Raw genomic sequence first — 16,442 nt, 5'->3', positions numbered from 1 at the left:
CTCCCTCCACGGGTTGAGGCGCTCGCCGGGCCGCGAACCTAAGGTTGCCCTCATGACCTCACACGACGAAGCCGTGATCAGCCCGACCGGCTGGGTTGCCGAACAGGCCAGGTTGTACGAGGAGTCGGGCGGAGCCAAGGGCGCCACCGTGCAGGGCGCGCCCTGTCTTCTCCTGGACTACAAGGGCCGTCGCAGCGGCCTGTGGCGGCGCACCGTGCTCATCTACGGCCGGGACGGCGACGACTACCTGATAGTGGCGTCCAACGGCGGCGCCGCCGACCACCCGCTGTGGTACGTGAATCTGGTGGACGAGCCCGAGGTCCGGCTGCGCGTGGGCGCCGAGCGCTTCACCGCCCGCGCAGAGACCCTGTCGGCCGGGGACAAGGCCCGGGTCTGGCCCCACCTGCTCGAGGTGTTCCCGCTGTACGAGGAGTACCGCACCAAGACCGAGCGGGACATCCCGGTCGTGCGGCTCCGGCGGACGGCCGGCTGAGCCGTGGCGTGGACCCGGCGGGCAGGGGCACGCGAGGCGGGAGACAGTGGAAACGGCCTTCTTCAGCACTACGGGAGGAACAGATGACCCACCCGGTCCCCGCCCCCGCCCCAGTCCCGCCCGGCCCGACGCCAGGACCGAACCCCGACCCCACGCCGGGGCCGCTGCCGGACCCCGGCCCACCGCCGCGACCGGTCCCCGATCCGGTGCCCGTGCCGGAGCCCCCGCCGTCCCCGGTGCCGAAGCCGCCGGGCCCGGACCCGGTGCCGGAGCCCGATCCGACGCCGGAGCCCCTGAGCGGGTGACATCGCGACCGGGGCCCTTGAGCGGCTGACATCGCGACCGGGTCCTGAGCGGGTGACACCGCGGCCGGGGCCCCTGAGCCGGTGCACCACAAAGCGCCGGACGGGCCAGGAAGGGCCTGTCCGGCGCTTGAGGGGCGAGCCTCGAAGGGCCGACACCGCGGGGAGACGGCACCGCGGGAAAACAGCGGGGGAAGGGGCGCGGCCCCCTGCGACGGCGGGGCCAGAACGCCCGGCGGGCGGTCCGGCCCCGGCGGTCACGCGGCGTCGAGAGCCGCGGTGATCTTGCGGGTGATGTCGGCGAGGACGGGGCTGGGGGTCTTCTTGTGGCTGCGGGTGGCCGTCTCGATGGCGACGAGGACGGTGCTGCGGAAGTTGTCGGCCTCCGCGGCGTCCAGCTCCTTGAGCAGGCTCATGGCCGTCGTCAGGGACGGCAGTACGCGGTCGGCGACCTCGGCCACGGAACTGCCGCCGTGGTCCAGGTCCTTGGGGTACTCGGTGAGCACGTGCCCGACCAGGCCGGTCGCGGAGTACAGGGCGAGGGAGCCTTCGCCCGCGGTCCGGCCCGGCCTGTTGCCGGTGCTGGCGGCGACGGTCACCAGGTGCACGGCGCCGTAGGCGGCGATCCGCAGGGTGTTCTTGTCCTTCTCGGTAAGGGTGACGGACATGGCTGGTGCTCCTTTAAGTCTGTTCCGGTCTGTCCCGGTGGGTTCCGGTCCTGAACTTCGCGGTGTTGGTCGAAAGCCCCGCTTGCGTGGCTCCATCATGGCACACATGTGGCGCCATGGCGAGCCATTCATGGCGCCATTTAGGTCGTGATAGGCACCACGACTCGTTTGAACCCCATAAAGCAGCAGGTCAGAAGCTTTCCGTGCCCGGTGCCACCCTGGCAAGGCCTTTGCGAACCCCATACGCGGCCCGCGCTTCCCTCCGGGCGGCAGGGGCCCGGTCCCGCCGTGGGCCACGGCCGGGCGTCGGGCCCGTGTGCTAGGGGGGCGGGGTCCCTGTACTGGGGGAACGCGGCTGGTCGCCGCCGAAACCCCGCCGCGTACCGTGACCTGTGACATCGCGTCCGAAGGAGGAGCTGTCCGTGCCCCATTTCGACCTGCCGCTCGAGGAACTGCGCCGCTATCGACCCGCGTTGGCCGAGCCCGAGGACTTCGACGCCTTCTGGAAGAAGACCCTCGCCGCCGCGCGGGAACACGCCCTGGACGCGCGGTTCGAGCGCGTCGACGTGCCGCTGGCCTCGGTCGAGGTCTTCGACGTGACGTTCGCGGGATTCGGCGGACACCCGGTCAAGGGCTGGCTGCTGCTCCCGGCGGGGGCGGAGCGACCGCTTCCGGCCGTGGTGGAGTACATCGGCTACGGCGGCGGCCGCGGCCTGCCGCACGAGCGGCTGCTGTGGTCGGCCGCCGGATTCGCGCACTTCGTCATGGACACCCGGGGCCAGGGCAGCGGCGGCTCGGTGGGCGAAACCCCCGACCCGGCGGGCGTCGGCCCGGCCTACCCGGGCTTCGTGACCCGGGGCGTCGAGGACCCGCACGACTACTTCTACCGCCGCGTCTTCACCGACGCCGTGCGGGCCGTCGAAGCCGTCCGCTGTCACCCCCTGGTCGACGCCGCGCGGGTGGCGGCGATCGGCGACAGCCAGGGCGGCGGCATCACGCTCGCCGTCGGCGGCCTCGTCCCCGACCTCGCCGCGATCAGCCCCAATGTGCCCTTCCTGTGCGACTTCCCGCGCGCGGCGACGCTCACCTCCCGGCATCCGTACCGGGAGATCGGCCTGTACCTGAGCGCGCGGCGTGGCAGCGAGGAGCGGGTTTTCCGGACGCTGTCGTACTTCGACGGCGTGCACTTCGCGGCGCGCGGCCGGGCGCCCGCGCTGTTCTCGGCCGCCCTCGAGGACGAGACGTGCCCGCCGTCCACGGTGTTCGCCGCCTACAACGCCTACGCGGGCGACGAGCGGTCGATGGAGGTGTACCGCTTCAACGACCACGAGGGCGGTGGACCGTTCTGGCAGGATGTGCAACTCCGGTGGCTTCCGGGGCATTTGAGGAACTGACCTGTTCAAAGCCCCCTCAGCGCCGTGCTCTTGTCACACACATGGCCGACCGGCTAGCTTGCGGCCTTGTCCTGTGGCTGAAGTGTGACCTTGCGAACCACGCGTGTCTGAGGGGGCTTTCATGGCCTTACGAGGCCGGCATCGCCGGTACCAGCCGAGCCGGATCAACCGCGCCTCGCTGACCGTGACAGCGGGCGGCGCCGGCATGGCCCTGCCCCTGATCACCGCGGGCACGGGGCACGCCGCCGACGTCGACACCTGGAACAAGGTCGCCGCGTGCGAGTCCACCAACAACTGGAGCATCAACACCGGCAACGGCTTCTACGGCGGTCTGCAGTTCACCCAGTCCACCTGGGAGGCCTACAGCGGCAGGGCCTACGCGCCGCGCGCCGACCTCGCCACCAAGGACCAGCAGATCGCCGTCGCCGAGAAGGTCCTCGACGGCCAGGGCCCCGGCGCCTGGCCGGTGTGCTCGGTGCGCGCGGGCCTCACCCGGGGCGGCGACACCCCCGACATCAAGCCCGCCTCGGCGCCCGAGACGCGCAAGGAGACGGCGAACGACGCGAAGACCGACGGCGGGCGCACCGCCCCGCGGGTGCCCCAGCGCACGGTCAAGGACGTCAAGCCGGAAGTGACGCCCCAGTCCACGGCGGGCGCCGCCCGCATGTACACGGTCGTGCGCGGCGACACCCTCTCCGGGATCGCCGACGAGCGCCGCGTCAAGGGAGGCTGGCCGCAGCTGTACGAGACCAACCGCCGCGCCATCGGCGCCGACCCGGACTACATCACGCCCGGCCAGCGCCTGTCGCTGCGCGGCGCGGACGGCAGGCTGAAGGAGCCCGCGCGCCCGCCCGAGCGCAGGCAGCCGCAGCAGAGCAAGGAACGCGACGACAAGCGCCCGGTGGCGCGCGAGCAGGAGCGCGCGCAGGACAAGAAGCGCAGCCACCCCCAGACCAAGCCAGCGGGGCCCCAGGAGCGCAAGCAGGCCAGGCCGGCGCCGAAGCGGGAGGCGGCACCGGCGGGGCAGCAGCGGGCCAAGGCGCCAGAGCGCGCGCAGTCGGGCGCCACCCTGCCCGTCGCCGGGTCCATCGGCACGCCCTACCGCGCCTCGGGCGGCTCCTGGTCGAAGGGCTATCACACGGGCGTCGACTTCCCCGTGCCCACGGGCACGTCCGTGAAGGCCGTCGTCGCGGGCACGGTCGTCCAGTCGGGCTGGGGCGGCTCGTACGGCTACCAGGTCGTCATCCGGCACACCGACGGCAGGTACTCGCAGTACGCCCACATGTCCGCGCTCAGCGTGAAGTCGGGCCAGAAGGTCGTCCCCGGGCAGCGCATCGGCCGCTCCGGTTCGACGGGCAACAGCACGGGCCCGCACCTGCACTTCGAGATCCGCACGGGCCCCGGCTTCGGTTCGGACATCGACCCGCTCGCGTATCTGCGGGCGCGCGGCGTCCGCATCTGACACCGGGCGGCGGCCGCCCGTCCGCGGGGCGGGCGGCCGCGCGCATCGCGCGGTGCGGGCTTCCGCGCGGTGACGCGGCAGCCCGCGAGTGCCGTGCGGTACGGAAGTGACACGTGCCGTCAGGCGCGTGCCGCTCCGGCGGTGCCCGCGCGGGGGAACGCCTTCGCCGCGGGCTGGAACGGCACCCCGGCGAGCGTCTCGGGCAGCAGCGGCTGCTCCGGCAGGGACCGCTCGCCGCCCGGGCCCGGGCGGCCGTAGCGGCCCGCGTCGGCCGCGGGCCGCTCGTCGTGGGCCGCCGTGCGCGGCTCGGCCACCGGGGCCGTGTCGGCGGAGCGGGCCACGGGCGCGGCGGGGGCCGACGTGACCTCGGGGGCTTCGGTGTCCCGTTCGGTGCCTCTGGGGCCGGTGAGGTCAGCGGCGTCAGCGGCGTCACCGGTGTCGGCGGTATCGGTCAGGACGGCCGCGCCGGTCGCGTCGGCGGCGGCACTGGAGTCGGTGGGGTCGGGCAGCGCGGCGCGCTCCCGCGCGGCCTCCGCGCCGATGCGCTCCGTCGTCAGCAGGATCAGACCGCCCGCGGCGACGACGCCGCACGCCAGCGCCACGGCCATGCCCGTGGTGCCGTAGCGGAAGGATTCTCCGAACAGGGTGAGCCCGACCGCGGCGGCGATCACCGGGTTCACGACCGTCACCGTGGACAGCGGCGCCGCGAGGCCCGCGCCCCGGTAGGAGGCCTGCGAGAGCAGCAGGCCGCTCACCGCGAGCACGGCGATCACCGCGAGGCTCGGCACCTGCCGGGTCAGCGGTTCGTGGGCGTCCCAGTCCACCGCGACGGTCTTGGTGAACACCGAGGAGATGCCGAAGGCGATGCCCGCCGCCGTCGCGAGGAGCACGCTGCGCACGGCCGGGTGCCGGTGCGCGGCGTGCGCGAGCAGCATCAGGGCGACCACCGCGCCGCCCGTGCCGAGCGCGAGCACGACCCGCTCGGCGTCGGCCAGGGACTGCGACGTGGTGGCCCGCGTCAGCGACAGCATGCCCGCGAGGCCCACGGTCGCCATCAGGGCGCCGCGCCAGGCGGTGGCACCGGCCCGGCGGCGCACGAAGACCGCCGCCATCGGCAGCGCGAACACGATCGTCAGGGCGCCGAGCGGCTGCACCAGGCTCAGCGGGCCGTAGGCAAGGGCCACGACGTGCAGGAGCCCGCCGAGGCCGTTCAGGACGACGGCGACCCACCAGACGCCGCGGCGCAGCGGCGCGTACTCGTGCCGCGCCGCCGTCGCCGCCACGCGCTCCTGGAGGATCGCGCCGCCCGCGTACGCCACGGCGGAGACCAGGGAGAGCAGGACGGACAGCGCGAGGGCACTCATGAGGCGCTCCGCGAGGAGGGGCACGGCCGGTGGTCCCGGTGCGTGTGGTCCCGGTCCGTCCGGGGCGGCGTGCGGTCGGCTTCCATGTTCACCACGATGTCGCGCGCGGCGCGCCGCGTCGTCGTCCCTGAGCAGTCAATCCGTCCTACTCCCGATGGAGTAGGACCTGCCCCATGTCCTCCCCAGGTCTGGTGACCGGCGAGGTCAGGGCCGTCTGCTGTACTGCGGCGGTGACTGCTCACAGCTCTGCCATCGCCTGGGACACGGTCGGATCGGTCGGCGGCTTCTTCGCCCTGCGGACGGAGGAGCCGAGGAACGGATCCCCGGCACTTCTCGCGCATGTGTACGATTCTAGCCGCGCGGCCCCGGATCGCGACCCGCTGTCCTTCCGCGTCGCCAAGGTCGCCGCCCGCCTCGCCGCGCCCGAGCCGCGCGTCGCCGCGTCCATCGCCCACCTCGGCCTCGCCGCCCGCCTGTGGTCCCTCGCGCTCGGCCCCGCCGCGCTCTGCGGCCGCGTGCCCGACCTCGACCCGCGCAAGCTGCGCTGGGACGCCGACGGGACCTCGCCCGACGACCTGTGGCTGAGCGGCGACGCCACCTTCCCCGCCGACGCCGGCCGCGTCCTCGCGGTCGTCCGGGACGGCCACCTCACGCCCCTCGCCGCCGCCCTGCGCGCCCGCTACCGGATCTCCCCGGCGCTGCTGCGCGGCAACGCGGGCTCGGCCCTCGCGGGCGCGGCCCGCGAACTGCACGCGTGGGCGGAGCGCGAGCACCGCCCCGAGGTGGGCCAGCGGGCGCTCGCGCTCGCCGCCGAGCTGTTCGCCCACCCGGACCTGCGGGGCACCGGCACCCTGCGCGGCACCGCCTTCCGGCGCCGCAGCTGCTGCCTGTACTACCGCTGTCCGGGCGGCGGGCTGTGCGGCGACTGCTGTTTCGACCGGCCGCCGCAGCGGTCTTCCCACCGGACGCCCCCTGAGTGACCATGAGGGGGCCGGCCGACGACGGGGGGCTCCGCTCGTGAAAGTGGGACTGCTCACCCGCGAGTACCCGCCGGACGTGTACGGCGGCGCGGGCGTCCACGTCGAGTTCCTCGCGCGGGAGCTGCGCGCGCTTGTCGACCTCGACGTCCACTGCTGGGGCGAGAGCGCCGACGGGACGGGCGACGCGGCCCGCCACCGGGCCTGGAGCCGCCTGGACACCGCCAACGACGCGCTGCGCACCCTGTCCGTCGACCTGTCCATGGCCGCCGCGCTCAAGGGCCGCGACCTGGTGCACAGCCACACCTGGTACGCCAACCTCGCGGGCCACGTCGGCAAGCTCCTGCACGGCGTCCCGCACGTGGTCACCTCGCACTCCTTGGAGCCGCTGCGCCCCTGGAAGGCCGAGCAACTGGGCGGCGGGTACGCGGTGTCGAGCTGGGCGGAGCGCACCGCCGTGGAGGCCGCCGACGCCGTCATCGCCGTCTCGGGCGCCATGCGCGACGACATCCTCACCTGCTACCCGGCGGTCGACCCGGCGCGGGTGCGCGTCGTGCACAACGGCATCGACACCGCGCTGTACCGGCCGGACCCGGGCACCAGCGCCCTGCGCCGCCTCGGGGTCGACCCCGGCCGCCCGTACGTGCTCTTCGTCGGCCGCATCACGCGCCAGAAGGGCGTGCCCCACCTGCTGCGCGCCGCCCGGAACCTGGAGCGCGGCGTCCAGCTGGTGCTGTGCGCGGGCGCCCCCGACACCCCCGAGATCGACCGGGAGTTCCGTACCCTCTTCGCGGAGCTGAGCCGCGCCCGCGACGGCGTCCACTGGATTCCGCGCATGCTGCCGCGCCCGGAGGTCGTGCAGCTCCTCAGCCACGCCGCCGTGTTCGTGTGCCCTTCGGTGTACGAGCCGCTCGGCATCGTCAACCTGGAGGCGATGGCCTGCGGCACCGCCGTCGTCGCCTCGCGCGTCGGCGGCATCCCCGAGGTCGTCGCGGACGGCACGACCGGTCTGCTCGTGCCGTACGACGCGTACCAGGAGGAACGTTTCGAGCACGACCTGGGCGTGCTCCTGAACCGCCTGGCCACCGATCCGCGGCGGGCCGCGGCGATGGGCGCCGCGGGCCGCCACCGCGCGGAGCGCTCCTTCGGCTGGGACGTGGTGGCACGGCGTACGGCCGAGGTGTACGAGGAACTGCTCAAGCCCGCGTGAGGACTGCCCGAGTCCCCACGGGGAACTGCTGAAGTCCGGACAGGAGCGACCACAAGGCCCCGCGGCCCCGCGGGGCCGGTGAAGGGGGCGGCGATGCGCGGCGGGCCTTCGGTCCTTGGAATCGTCCTCGCGGGCGGCGCGGGCAAGCGGCTGATGCCGCTCACCGCCGACCGCGCGAAACCGGCGGTGACCTTCGGCGGCACCTACCGCCTCGTGGACTTCGTCCTCTCGAACCTCGTCAACGGCGACGTCCTGCGCATCTGCGTCCTCACGCAGTACAAGTCGCACTCCCTGGACCGGCACGTGTCCACCACCTGGCGCATGTCGGGCCTGCTCGGCAACTACGTCACTCCCGTCCCCGCCCAGCAGCGCCTCGGGCCGCGCTGGTACCTCGGCAGCGCCGACGCGATCCTGCAGTCCCTGAACCTCGTCCACGACGAGCAGCCCGACCACATCGCGGTGTTCGGTGCCGACCACGTCTACCGCATGGACCCGCGGCAGATGCTGCGCCAGCACATCGAGTCCGGGGCGGGCGTCACCGTCGCCGGGATCCGCGTGCCGCGCGCGGACGCCGCGCAGTTCGGGATCATCACCCCGGCGCGCGACGGCACCCGCGTGGAGCGCTTCCTGGAGAAGCCCACGGACCCGCCCGGGCTGCCCGGCGCCCCGGACCGGGTGTACGCCTCGATGGGCAACTACGTCTTCACCACCAAGGCGCTCGTCGACGCCCTCCAGCGGGACGCCGAGGACGACTCGTCCGCGCACGACATGGGCGGCTCCATCCTGCCGATGCTCACCGAGCGCGGCCTGGCCCAGGTGTACGACTTCGACGACAACCACGTGCCCGGCGAGACCGCGCGGGACCACGGCTACTGGCGCGATGTCGGCACCCTCGACGCGTACTACGAGGCACACCTGGACCTGATCTCCGAGCAGCCCGTGTTCAACCTGGACAACCGCCGCTGGCCCATCTACACCTTCTCCGGGCAGCTGCCGCCCGCCAGGTTCTGCGCGGGCGGCATCGCGGGCGAGTCCGTCGTCAGCCCCGGCTGCGTCATCCGCGGCCAGGTCACGCGGTCGGTGCTCTCGCCCGGTGTGACGGTCGCGGAGGGCGCCGTGGTGCAGGGGTCGGTCCTGCACGACAACGTGCGCGTCGGCCGGGGCGCCGTCGTGCGCGGCGCGGTCCTCGACAAGAATGTGGACGTCCCGCCCGGCGCCACGATCGGCGTGAACCCCGAGCGCGACGCGGAGCTGTACACCGTCTCGCCGGGCGGAGTGATCGCGCTCGGCAAGGGGCAGCGCGTGCCGGTGTGAGGCGTGGTGCGCGCTGCCCCGCCCGGACCGCCGCCCGGACCGCCCTGTAGGCCGCCTGTGCGCGGAGCTCGCGGGCCCGGTGGCCGCCCGTGACGACCGAACGAGTTTGATGCGGGGCACCCGTGCTACGTAAAGTTCCGCTTTTGGAGCTTCCGCGGTCCATTCCGGGCGGGCCGCGGCACGAGTGCGATGAGGAACGACAGCGGCGATGACGGTCACAGACGAGAGCCAGCAGCAGGGCGCCGACGCCGTCGCCGCGGCCGTTTCCGAAGCGGTGTCCGAAGCGGTGTCCGACGCGGTGTCCCAGGAGGTGCGCGAGGCGCTCTCCGGGGCGGCGTCCGAGGACGGGGCGGAGTACGGCCCGGGCATCGACCCCGAGCGCCTCGCCGTCTGCCTCAGCGTCCTCGACGAGCTCGACCAGCTCGACGTCGACCACCCCGACGCGATCACCGTGCGCCGGGCCACGGCCGGGATCTACCGCACCGTGAAGCAGCGCCGCCGCCAGGAGCGCAGGGCCGCCAAGACCGCGCACGACAAGGCCGTCACCGAGGCCACCGCCACCGGCTCGGCGCAGCGCATCGACGACGAGACGGAGGGCATCCTGCCGTCGTCGGTCACCGAGGAGGGCAAGGTGGCGGGGATACTCCAGCGCCCGCGCTCCTGCTACACCTGCAAGAGCCGCTACGTCGAGGTCGACTACTTCTACCACCAGCTCTGTCCCGAGTGCGCCCTGCTGAACCGCGCCAAGCGCGACGCGCGCAGCGACCTCCACGGCAAGCGCGCGCTGCTGACCGGCGGGCGCGCCAAGATCGGCATGTACATCGCGCTGCGCCTGCTGCGTGACGGTGCCCACACCACGATCACCACCCGGTTCCCCAAGGACGCCATCCGCCGCTTCAAGGCCATGGAGGACTCGGCGGACTGGCTGCACCGCCTGGAGGTCGTCGGCATCGACCTGCGCGACCCCGCGCAGGCGGTGAGCCTCGCGGAGCAGGTCGCCGAGCGCGGCCCGCTGGACATCCTGATCAACAACGCGACGCAGACCGTGCGCCGTCTGCCCGCCGCCTACGCCGCCCTCGTCGAGGGCGAGAGCGCGCCGCTGCCCGCCGGGGAGCTGCCCGCCCACCAGGTGATCGGCGCCTTCAACTCCGGCGCCGTGGACGGCCTCACCGCGCTGCCCGTCGGCGTCAGCGGCCTGGACGCGCAGCAGGTCGCCGACCTCGCCCTGGTCGCGGGCAACGCCAGCGTCGAGCGGCACCGCGACGGCAGCGCCATCGACGCGGGCGGCCTGGTGCCGGACGTCGTGGAGTCCAACACCTGGGTGCAGACCATCGAGCAGATCTCCCCGGTGGAGCTGCTCGAGACCCAGCTGTGCAACTACACGGCGCCGTTCATCCTGATCAGCCATCTGCGGCCGCTGATGGCCGAGGCCGCGAGGAAGGCGTCCAGCGGGCGGGCCTACGTCGTCAACGTCTCCGCGATGGAGGGCGTCTTCGGCCGTGGCTACAAGGGCGCGGGGCACCCGAACACGAACGCCGCGAAGGCCGCGATGAACATGGTCACGCGCACCAGCGGCCAGGAGATGTTCCAGAGCGACGGCATCCTCATGACGTCCGTCGACACGGGCTGGATCACCGACGAGCGCCCGCACTTCGACAAGCTGCGCCTGGCCGAGGAGGGCTTCCACGCCCCGCTCGACCTGGTCGACGGCGCGGCCCGCGTCTACGACCCGATCGTGCGCGGCGAGGCGGGCGAGGACCTGTACGGCGTCTTCCTGAAGGACTACGCGCCCGGCAAGTGGTGAGCCGGGCCCGCACGCGCGGGCCCACACGGGGCAGACCTGTTCGCTCCTCGTACAGACGTCTGCGTTTCGGCGCAGACGTCTGCGAATAAGGCATGTCCGGAATCGACCCCTTGCTCCAGCGCTATCGAGCAGACTCGCGCTCATTTGGTTAACCTGGGGTGCACGGACGACTACGGGGTACCCACCACCGCCTCGCGGCCGCCCAGGGACAGGCTCGCCACCACGGCCGCGATCCCGCCCGGAACCGGCGCCACCGCGACCGCGAAGACAGTGCAGACCCGTTCTTCCGTTACGCGACACAGAGGAGTGCGCGGTGACACCAGATCCGACGAAGCAGGAGCAGCGGCCCGCCGAGCGCGGCGGCGAGCGCGGCGGACGTCCACAGCAGCTCCGCGGCCTGGAGGCCTGGGCCAAGGCGGCCCCGATCAGACTCGCGGGCTACGAGGACGACCTCGCGGAGCCGCACATCCTGCCGGGCATCGACTGACCGGCCCCGCGCGCCCCGCACCCTCCCGTGGTGCGGGGCGTTCGCGTCCCTGACGCCACCGGGCCGCCCATCGGGAACCGGCCGCGTTCGTGTGCTTCACCGTGTGGCTCCTCGTGGCCCTGTGTGGCTCTGCGTGGCCCTTCATGGCTCGCCGTGGCTCTGCGCGCGGCCTCCTCTCCCTCCGTCCACTTTCCCAAAGAAATTCTGCAAAAACTATTTGGGAAAGTGCTCTCCGCGGCCTACGCTCCCGTCATGGGAGAAGAAACACCGAGTCAGGGGTCCGGCCGTCGCGTCCTCGACCCCGAGGGGGACGCCGCCGCCCTCAAGGCCCTCACCCACCCGCTGCGCATCAGGATGCTCGGCATGCTGCGCGCCGACGGGCCCGCCACCGCGAGCGAGCTGGCCGCCAGGGCCGGTGAGTCGTCCGCCTCCACCAGCTACCACCTGCGGGTCCTCGCGAAGTACGGCTTCGTGACGGAGGCCGAGCACCGCGACGGGCGCGAGCGTCGCTGGCAGCCGGTGCACGCGGTCACCGGCTGGGACAACGCGGCGATGGACGCCTCGCCCGCGGGCCGCGCCTTCATGAGCCGCATCGTGCGGCTCCAGCTCGACCACATCGGCGCGTCCCTGGCGCGGTCCGAGCGGGACCTGGCCGCCGAGCGGCTCGGCCCCGAGTGGCGCGAGCACGCCGGGATCACGGACCTGATGCCGCGCCTGACCTCCGAGTCGCTCACCGAGCTGTGGCAGGCCTTCGAGGGGAAGCTGGCCGAGCTGACCGCGCGCGACGCCGAGGAACCCCGCGCGGAGCAGGTGGTGGTGGCCCTGGCGACGCTGCCGGTGGCGGCCTACCCGGGGGAGACGGAGCCCGGCGTCGGCGGCTCCGTGGCCTCGACGGAGCCTGGCGGTGGCGTCGGCGTCGGCGGTGGCGGTGGCGGTGGCCTCGACGCGGACGAGGCCGGGCCCGGAGCCGACGCGGGCCCTGAGGCCGGCGGCAGCGCCGCCGCCGCACGGCCGGAGCCGGGCGCGGGCGAAGCGTCCGGCCCCGGCCGTGGGCCCGTCACCTGGAAGTCCTCGTGACCCCCACCTCCGAGACCCCCACCCCCGAGACCCGCGCCCTCGACCCCCGCACCGCGCGGCGCCGCTACGCCGTCGTCTGCGCCCTGTTCTGGCTTCCGCTCGGCCTCGCCATCGCCCCCATGGTGTCCCTGATGACCGAGCGGGGCCTCGCCCTCGCGGCCGTCGCCGCGTGCGTCGCCGCGCACTCACTGACCGCCGCCCTGCTCGAACTGCCCACCGGAGGCCTCTCGGACGTCATCGGGCGCCGGGCCGTCCTCGTCGCCGCGGGCGTCCTCGACCTGGTGGCCCTCGCCCTGCACGCGCTCGGCACCACCGCCTGGGTGCTCGCCCTCGCCATGGCGCTCAAGGGCGCGGGCCGCGCCCTGTCCAGCGGCCCCGCCGAGGCCTGGTACGTCGACACGGTGCACGCGAGCTCCGGCGCCGACGCCGAGCTGCGCACCGGCCTGGCGCGCGGCTCCACCGCGACCGCCGTCGCGCTCGCCGCCGGGACCCTCGTCGGCGGGGCGCTGCCCTGGCTCCTCGGGCTCGGCCCCGACCTCGGCGCCCGCCTGGACGAGGCCACCTCGGGGCTCGTGCTCCCGCTGTCCGTCCCCGCGCTCCTCGGGGTCCTCGTCGAGCTCGTCTTCATCGGGTACGTCCTGACCGCGCTGCCCGAGCCGCCCCGCCCCCGCGCCACGCTGCGCGACGTGCTGCGCGGCGTCCCCGCCACCGTCGTCGCCGGGCTGCGCCTGGGCGGCCGCGACGCGCTGGTGCGCCGCGTGCTGCTCAGCGCGGGCGCGGCGGGCGCCGCCCTGGTCACCGTGGAACTCCTCACCCCGGGGCGGGCGGCGGAGCTGACCGGGGCCCCCGAGTCGGGCGCGGTGGTGTTCGCCGCGCTCGCCTGCGCCGGATTCCTCTGCTCGGGCCTCGGCAGCCATCTCGCGCCGCGCGTCGCCCGCCTCACCGGGGGCGGGGAGCGCGCCGTGCTGCTCTGCCTGGGCGGCGCGGGGGTGGGACTGCTGCTGCTCGCGGTCACCGCGGCGGCGACGGGCCCGGCCCCGCTGCTCCTCGCCGCGGTCGGCTACGGGCTCGTCTATCTGGGGCTTGGCGCCGCGGGCCCCAGCGAGAACGACCTGCTGCACCGGCGGGTGCCGAGCGAGTCCCGGGCCACCGCGCTGTCCGTCCAGTCCCTCGCGCTGCAGCTGATCGGCGCCGTCACCGGGCTGATCGCCGGGCTCCTGCCCGCGGGCCCGGCGCGCTGGCTGCTCGGCGCCGCCGTGCTGCTCGCGGGCGCCGCGCTGTGGCTGCGCCGCGGCGGCCGGCCCGCCGATCCCGCCGGTCCCGCGGCCCCCACCGGCCCCGCCGAACGGCGCGCGCCGGTGAACTCCGCGCCCCTCGCCGAGGGTTGACGCCCCCCGAGTGGAACCGCCGTCGCGCCCCCGGCGTTCTCTGGGAGGTGAGGTGAGGGACCGGCTGAGGGGGACGCGGTGCTGGGACTGACCATGCTGGTGACCTGGGCGCGCTGGGTGCGGGACCTGCTCGACGCGGAGGCGGACGTGGACCGGGCGGCCGCGCTCGAGCGCCTGCGGGCGCTGTCCGCGCTGCCGCCCCCGGCCCGCAGGGACGAGGTGGCGGAGCGCTCCGTCGACGGGACGGTCGGCCTCCTCGCGGACGTCTGCGCCGTCGGGGCGGGGTGCGAGGACCCGTGGCGGGTCCGCGAGGAGGCCGGGCTGCTCGGTGACGCGCTCGAAGCGGTCGTCGCCGCGGTCGCCGTCGACCGCGACCCGAGGCGGACCGAAGCCCAGCGCGTCCTGCGGATACTGACGGCGCAGACCCACCTGCTGCGCGGCATCGCCGCCGACGCCACCGGCCACCGGAACGAGGCCCACCGCCACTTCTCGCTCGCCGCGCACCCGGCCACCGCCGCCGTCGACCCCGTCTCCTTCGCGCTCGGCGGCATCGGAGCCGCCCTCACCGACGAGGACGCCGACCGAGCGCCCGCGGCGCAGCCGCCCCTAGCGGCACAGGAGCTGCTCGCGCCCCTTGAGGAGTTGTGCGGAACCGAACTCCCCGAACTCCGCGAGGCGGTGACGACCCGCTGCGAGGCGTACGACCAGGTGCGAGCGGCATCCGAGGAACCCGACGAGACCGCCGCCGCCACGACCCTGACGGCCTGGCTGCGGCGACGGGGCCCCGGCGCGGGGGCGGAGCTGTGGCCGGTATGGATGGACACGCTGACGCGCCGCATCCACGAGGAGCCCTCCGAGGAGGCACCGGGCGGCGAGGGGCTGGGGCGGGGCGGTACGGACGAGGGGCCGGGGTGGGCCAGCGCGGACGGGGAGTTGGGTCGGGTCGGTGTTGACGGTGCGTCGGATCTGGGCGGCGCGGATGCTGGGTCGGGTCGGGTCGGTGTGGACGATGTGCTGGGCCGGGTCGGCGTTGACGGTGGGTCGGGCCTGGGTGGCGCGGATGGCGGGTTGAGCCGGGTCGGCGTGGATGGTGGGCCGGGCCCGGGCGGCGTGGATGGTGGGTCGGGGCGGGCCAGCGTGGAGGGTGAGCCTGGCCGGATCAGTGCGGATGGCGATCCGGGCCGGGTCGGTGTGGACGATGGGCTTGGCCGGGTCGGCGTAGACGGCGGGTCGGGCCCGGGTGGCGCAGATGGTGCGTCGGGGCGGGCCAGCGTGGAGGGTGATCTCGGCCGGGTCAGTGCGGATGGCGGGCCGGGCCACGTTGGCGTGGACGGCGAGTTGGGCCGGGTCGGTATCGACGGTGAGCTTGGCTGGGTCAGTTCGGATGGCGATCTGGGCCGGGTTGGCGTGGGTGACGGGCCGGACCGGGGCGGTGTGGAAGGTGAGTTGGGCCTGGGTGGCGTGGATGGTGGGTCGGGGCGGGCCAGCGCGGACGGTGAGCTGGGCCGGGTCGGCGTAGACGGCGAGTTGGGCTCGGGCGGCGCGGCTGGCGGGCCGGGGTGGGCCAGCGTGGAGGACGGGCTGGGCCGGGTCGGCGTTGACGGCGGGTTGGGCCTGGGCAGTGTGGATGGTGGGTCGGGGCGGGCCAGCGCGGACGGTGAGCTTGGCCGGGTCGGCGTGGACGGCGAGTTGGGCTCGGGCGGCGCGGCTGGCGGGCCGGGGTGGGCCAGCGTGGAGGACGGGCTGGGCCGGGTCGGCGTTGACGGCGGGTCGGGCCTGGGTGGCGCGGATGGCGGGCGGGGCCACGTTGGCGTGGACGGCGAGTTGGGCCGGGTCGGTATCGATGGTGAGCTTGGCTGGGTCAGTTCGGATGGCGATCTGGGTCGGGTCGGTGTGGGTGACGGGCCGGACCGGGGCGGTGTGGAAGGTGAGTTGGGCCCGGGCGGCGCGGATGGCAGGTCGGGGCGGGCCAGCGTGGATGGGGGGCTGGGCCGGGTCGGTGTGGACGACAGGCCGGACCGGGGCGGTGTGGAGGACGGGCTGGGCCGGGTCGGCGTTGACGGCGGGTCGGGCCTGGGCAGTGTGGATGGTGGGTCGGGGCGGGCCAGCGCGGACGGTGAGCTTGGCCGGGTCGGCGTAGACGGCGAGTTGGGCCCGGGCGGCGCGGCTGGCGGGCCGGGGTGGGCCAGCGTGGATGGCGGGCTTGGCCGAGTCGGCGTAGACGGCGGGTCGGGCCCGGGCGGCGCGGCTGGTGGGTCGGGCCTGGGCGGCGCGGATGGTGGGTCGAGCCACGTCGGTGTGGACGGCGAGTTGGGCCGGGACGGCGTGGGCGCCGAGCCGGGCCGTGGCAGCACGGGCGGCGGGTCCGGCAGCGGCAGCACGGGCAGCGAGACCGGCCGCGGCAGTACCGGTGGTGAGACCGGCCGCGGCAGTGCGGGTGGTGAGACCGGCCGTGGCAGCACGGGCAGCCAGACCGGCCGTGGCAGCACCGATGGTGAGACC

At 74.6% G+C, this 16,442-nt stretch carries 13 protein-coding genes; 10 read left to right on the top strand and 3 right to left on the bottom strand.

All coding sequences use genetic code 11. From position 1 onward, the window contains the following. The first annotated feature begins 52 nt into the window (after window positions 1-52). Complete coding sequence (locus tag AC07A4_RS22985; protein ID WP_478601591.1) at window positions 53-493, top strand: nitroreductase family deazaflavin-dependent oxidoreductase; 441 nt, start codon at window positions 53-55, stop codon at window positions 491-493. Between the two features lie 559 nt (window positions 494-1,052). Here the strand turns inward: AC07A4_RS22985 and AC07A4_RS22980 are convergent. Continuing rightward, entirely contained in the window at window positions 1,053-1,463 is a 411-nt protein-coding gene (locus AC07A4_RS22980; protein ID WP_478601589.1) for a hypothetical protein, read from the bottom strand. 422 nt (window positions 1,464-1,885) lie between these two features. Between AC07A4_RS22980 and AC07A4_RS22975 the strand changes: the two genes are divergently transcribed. Next, window positions 1,886-2,857 (top strand): acetylxylan esterase, encoded by a 972-nt coding sequence (locus tag AC07A4_RS22975; RefSeq protein WP_478601587.1) that lies wholly within the window; start codon window positions 1,886-1,888, stop codon window positions 2,855-2,857. Window positions 2,858-2,978: 121 nt separating this feature from the next. After that, window positions 2,979-4,319 (top strand): transglycosylase family protein, encoded by a 1,341-nt coding sequence (locus tag AC07A4_RS22970; RefSeq protein ID WP_478601585.1) that lies wholly within the window; start codon window positions 2,979-2,981, stop codon window positions 4,317-4,319. Window positions 4,320-4,438: 119 nt separating this feature from the next. Here the strand turns inward: AC07A4_RS22970 and AC07A4_RS22965 are convergent, their stop codons facing one another. Further along, window positions 4,439-5,683, bottom strand: a complete 1,245-nt coding sequence (locus AC07A4_RS22965; RefSeq protein WP_478601583.1) for a DMT family transporter — start codon at window positions 5,681-5,683, stop codon at window positions 4,439-4,441. 173 nt (window positions 5,684-5,856) lie between these two features. On the opposite strand from AC07A4_RS22965, the gene AC07A4_RS22960 reads away from it, so the two are divergent. From AC07A4_RS22960 to AC07A4_RS22930, 7 genes are all read left to right on the top strand, one after another. Continuing rightward, entirely contained in the window at window positions 5,857-6,663 is an 807-nt protein-coding gene (locus AC07A4_RS22960; protein WP_478601581.1) for a (2Fe-2S)-binding protein, read from the top strand. Between the two features lie 37 nt (window positions 6,664-6,700). Further along, window positions 6,701-7,870 carry a glycogen synthase gene (gene glgA / locus AC07A4_RS22955; RefSeq protein WP_478601579.1) on the top strand — a complete coding sequence of 390 codons (1,170 nt, stop codon included), beginning with the start codon at window positions 6,701-6,703 and terminating at the stop codon, window positions 7,868-7,870. Window positions 7,871-7,963: 93 nt separating this feature from the next. Beyond that, a complete protein-coding gene (gene glgC, locus AC07A4_RS22950; protein ID WP_478601577.1) occupies window positions 7,964-9,184 on the top strand; it encodes a glucose-1-phosphate adenylyltransferase in 1,221 nt (406 codons plus the stop codon). Window positions 9,185-9,392: 208 nt separating this feature from the next. Beyond that, window positions 9,393-10,988: an SDR family NAD(P)-dependent oxidoreductase gene (locus AC07A4_RS22945; protein ID WP_478601575.1), complete on the top strand. Its 1,596-nt coding sequence runs from the start codon at window positions 9,393-9,395 to the stop codon at window positions 10,986-10,988. A 313-nt stretch (window positions 10,989-11,301) separates the two neighbouring features. Next, window positions 11,302-11,475 (top strand): hypothetical protein, encoded by a 174-nt coding sequence (locus AC07A4_RS22940; protein ID WP_478601573.1) that lies wholly within the window; start codon window positions 11,302-11,304, stop codon window positions 11,473-11,475. A gap of 252 nt (window positions 11,476-11,727) precedes the next feature. Continuing rightward, window positions 11,728-12,552, top strand: coding sequence for an ArsR/SmtB family transcription factor (locus AC07A4_RS22935; protein WP_478601571.1), 825 nt, complete (start codon window positions 11,728-11,730; stop codon window positions 12,550-12,552). Continuing rightward, window positions 12,549-13,940, top strand: coding sequence for an MFS transporter (locus AC07A4_RS22930; protein WP_478601569.1), 1,392 nt, complete (start codon window positions 12,549-12,551; stop codon window positions 13,938-13,940). Before AC07A4_RS22935 ends, AC07A4_RS22930 begins: the two co-directional genes overlap by 4 nt. 606 nt (window positions 13,941-14,546) lie before the next feature. Here AC07A4_RS22930 and AC07A4_RS22925 read toward each other — a convergent pair. After that, entirely contained in the window at window positions 14,547-16,232 is a 1,686-nt protein-coding gene (locus AC07A4_RS22925; RefSeq protein WP_478601567.1) for a hypothetical protein, read from the bottom strand. Window positions 16,233-16,442: the final 210 nt, after the last annotated feature.

This window comes from Streptomyces sp. NPDC043996, from assembly GCF_056435225.1.
Note: the sequence above shows the minus strand (reverse complement) of the source record. Positions and strands in the feature narration are given on the sequence as shown.

Coding starts and splice junctions, on each gene's coding strand:
- AC07A4_RS22985 (WP_478601591.1), top strand. CDS start 53: ATGACCTCACACGACGAAGCCGTGATCAGCCCGACCGGCTGGGTTGCC.
- AC07A4_RS22980 (WP_478601589.1), bottom strand. CDS start 1,463: ATGTCCGTCACCCTTACCGAGAAGGACAAGAACACCCTGCGGATCGCC.
- AC07A4_RS22970 (WP_478601585.1), top strand. CDS start 2,979: ATGGCCTTACGAGGCCGGCATCGCCGGTACCAGCCGAGCCGGATCAAC.
- AC07A4_RS22965 (WP_478601583.1), bottom strand. CDS start 5,683: ATGAGTGCCCTCGCGCTGTCCGTCCTGCTCTCCCTGGTCTCCGCCGTG.
- AC07A4_RS22960 (WP_478601581.1), top strand. CDS start 5,857: ATGTCCTCCCCAGGTCTGGTGACCGGCGAGGTCAGGGCCGTCTGCTGT.
- glgC (WP_478601577.1), top strand. CDS start 7,964: ATGCGCGGCGGGCCTTCGGTCCTTGGAATCGTCCTCGCGGGCGGCGCG.
- AC07A4_RS22945 (WP_478601575.1), top strand. CDS start 9,393: ATGACGGTCACAGACGAGAGCCAGCAGCAGGGCGCCGACGCCGTCGCC.
- AC07A4_RS22935 (WP_478601571.1), top strand. CDS start 11,728: ATGGGAGAAGAAACACCGAGTCAGGGGTCCGGCCGTCGCGTCCTCGAC.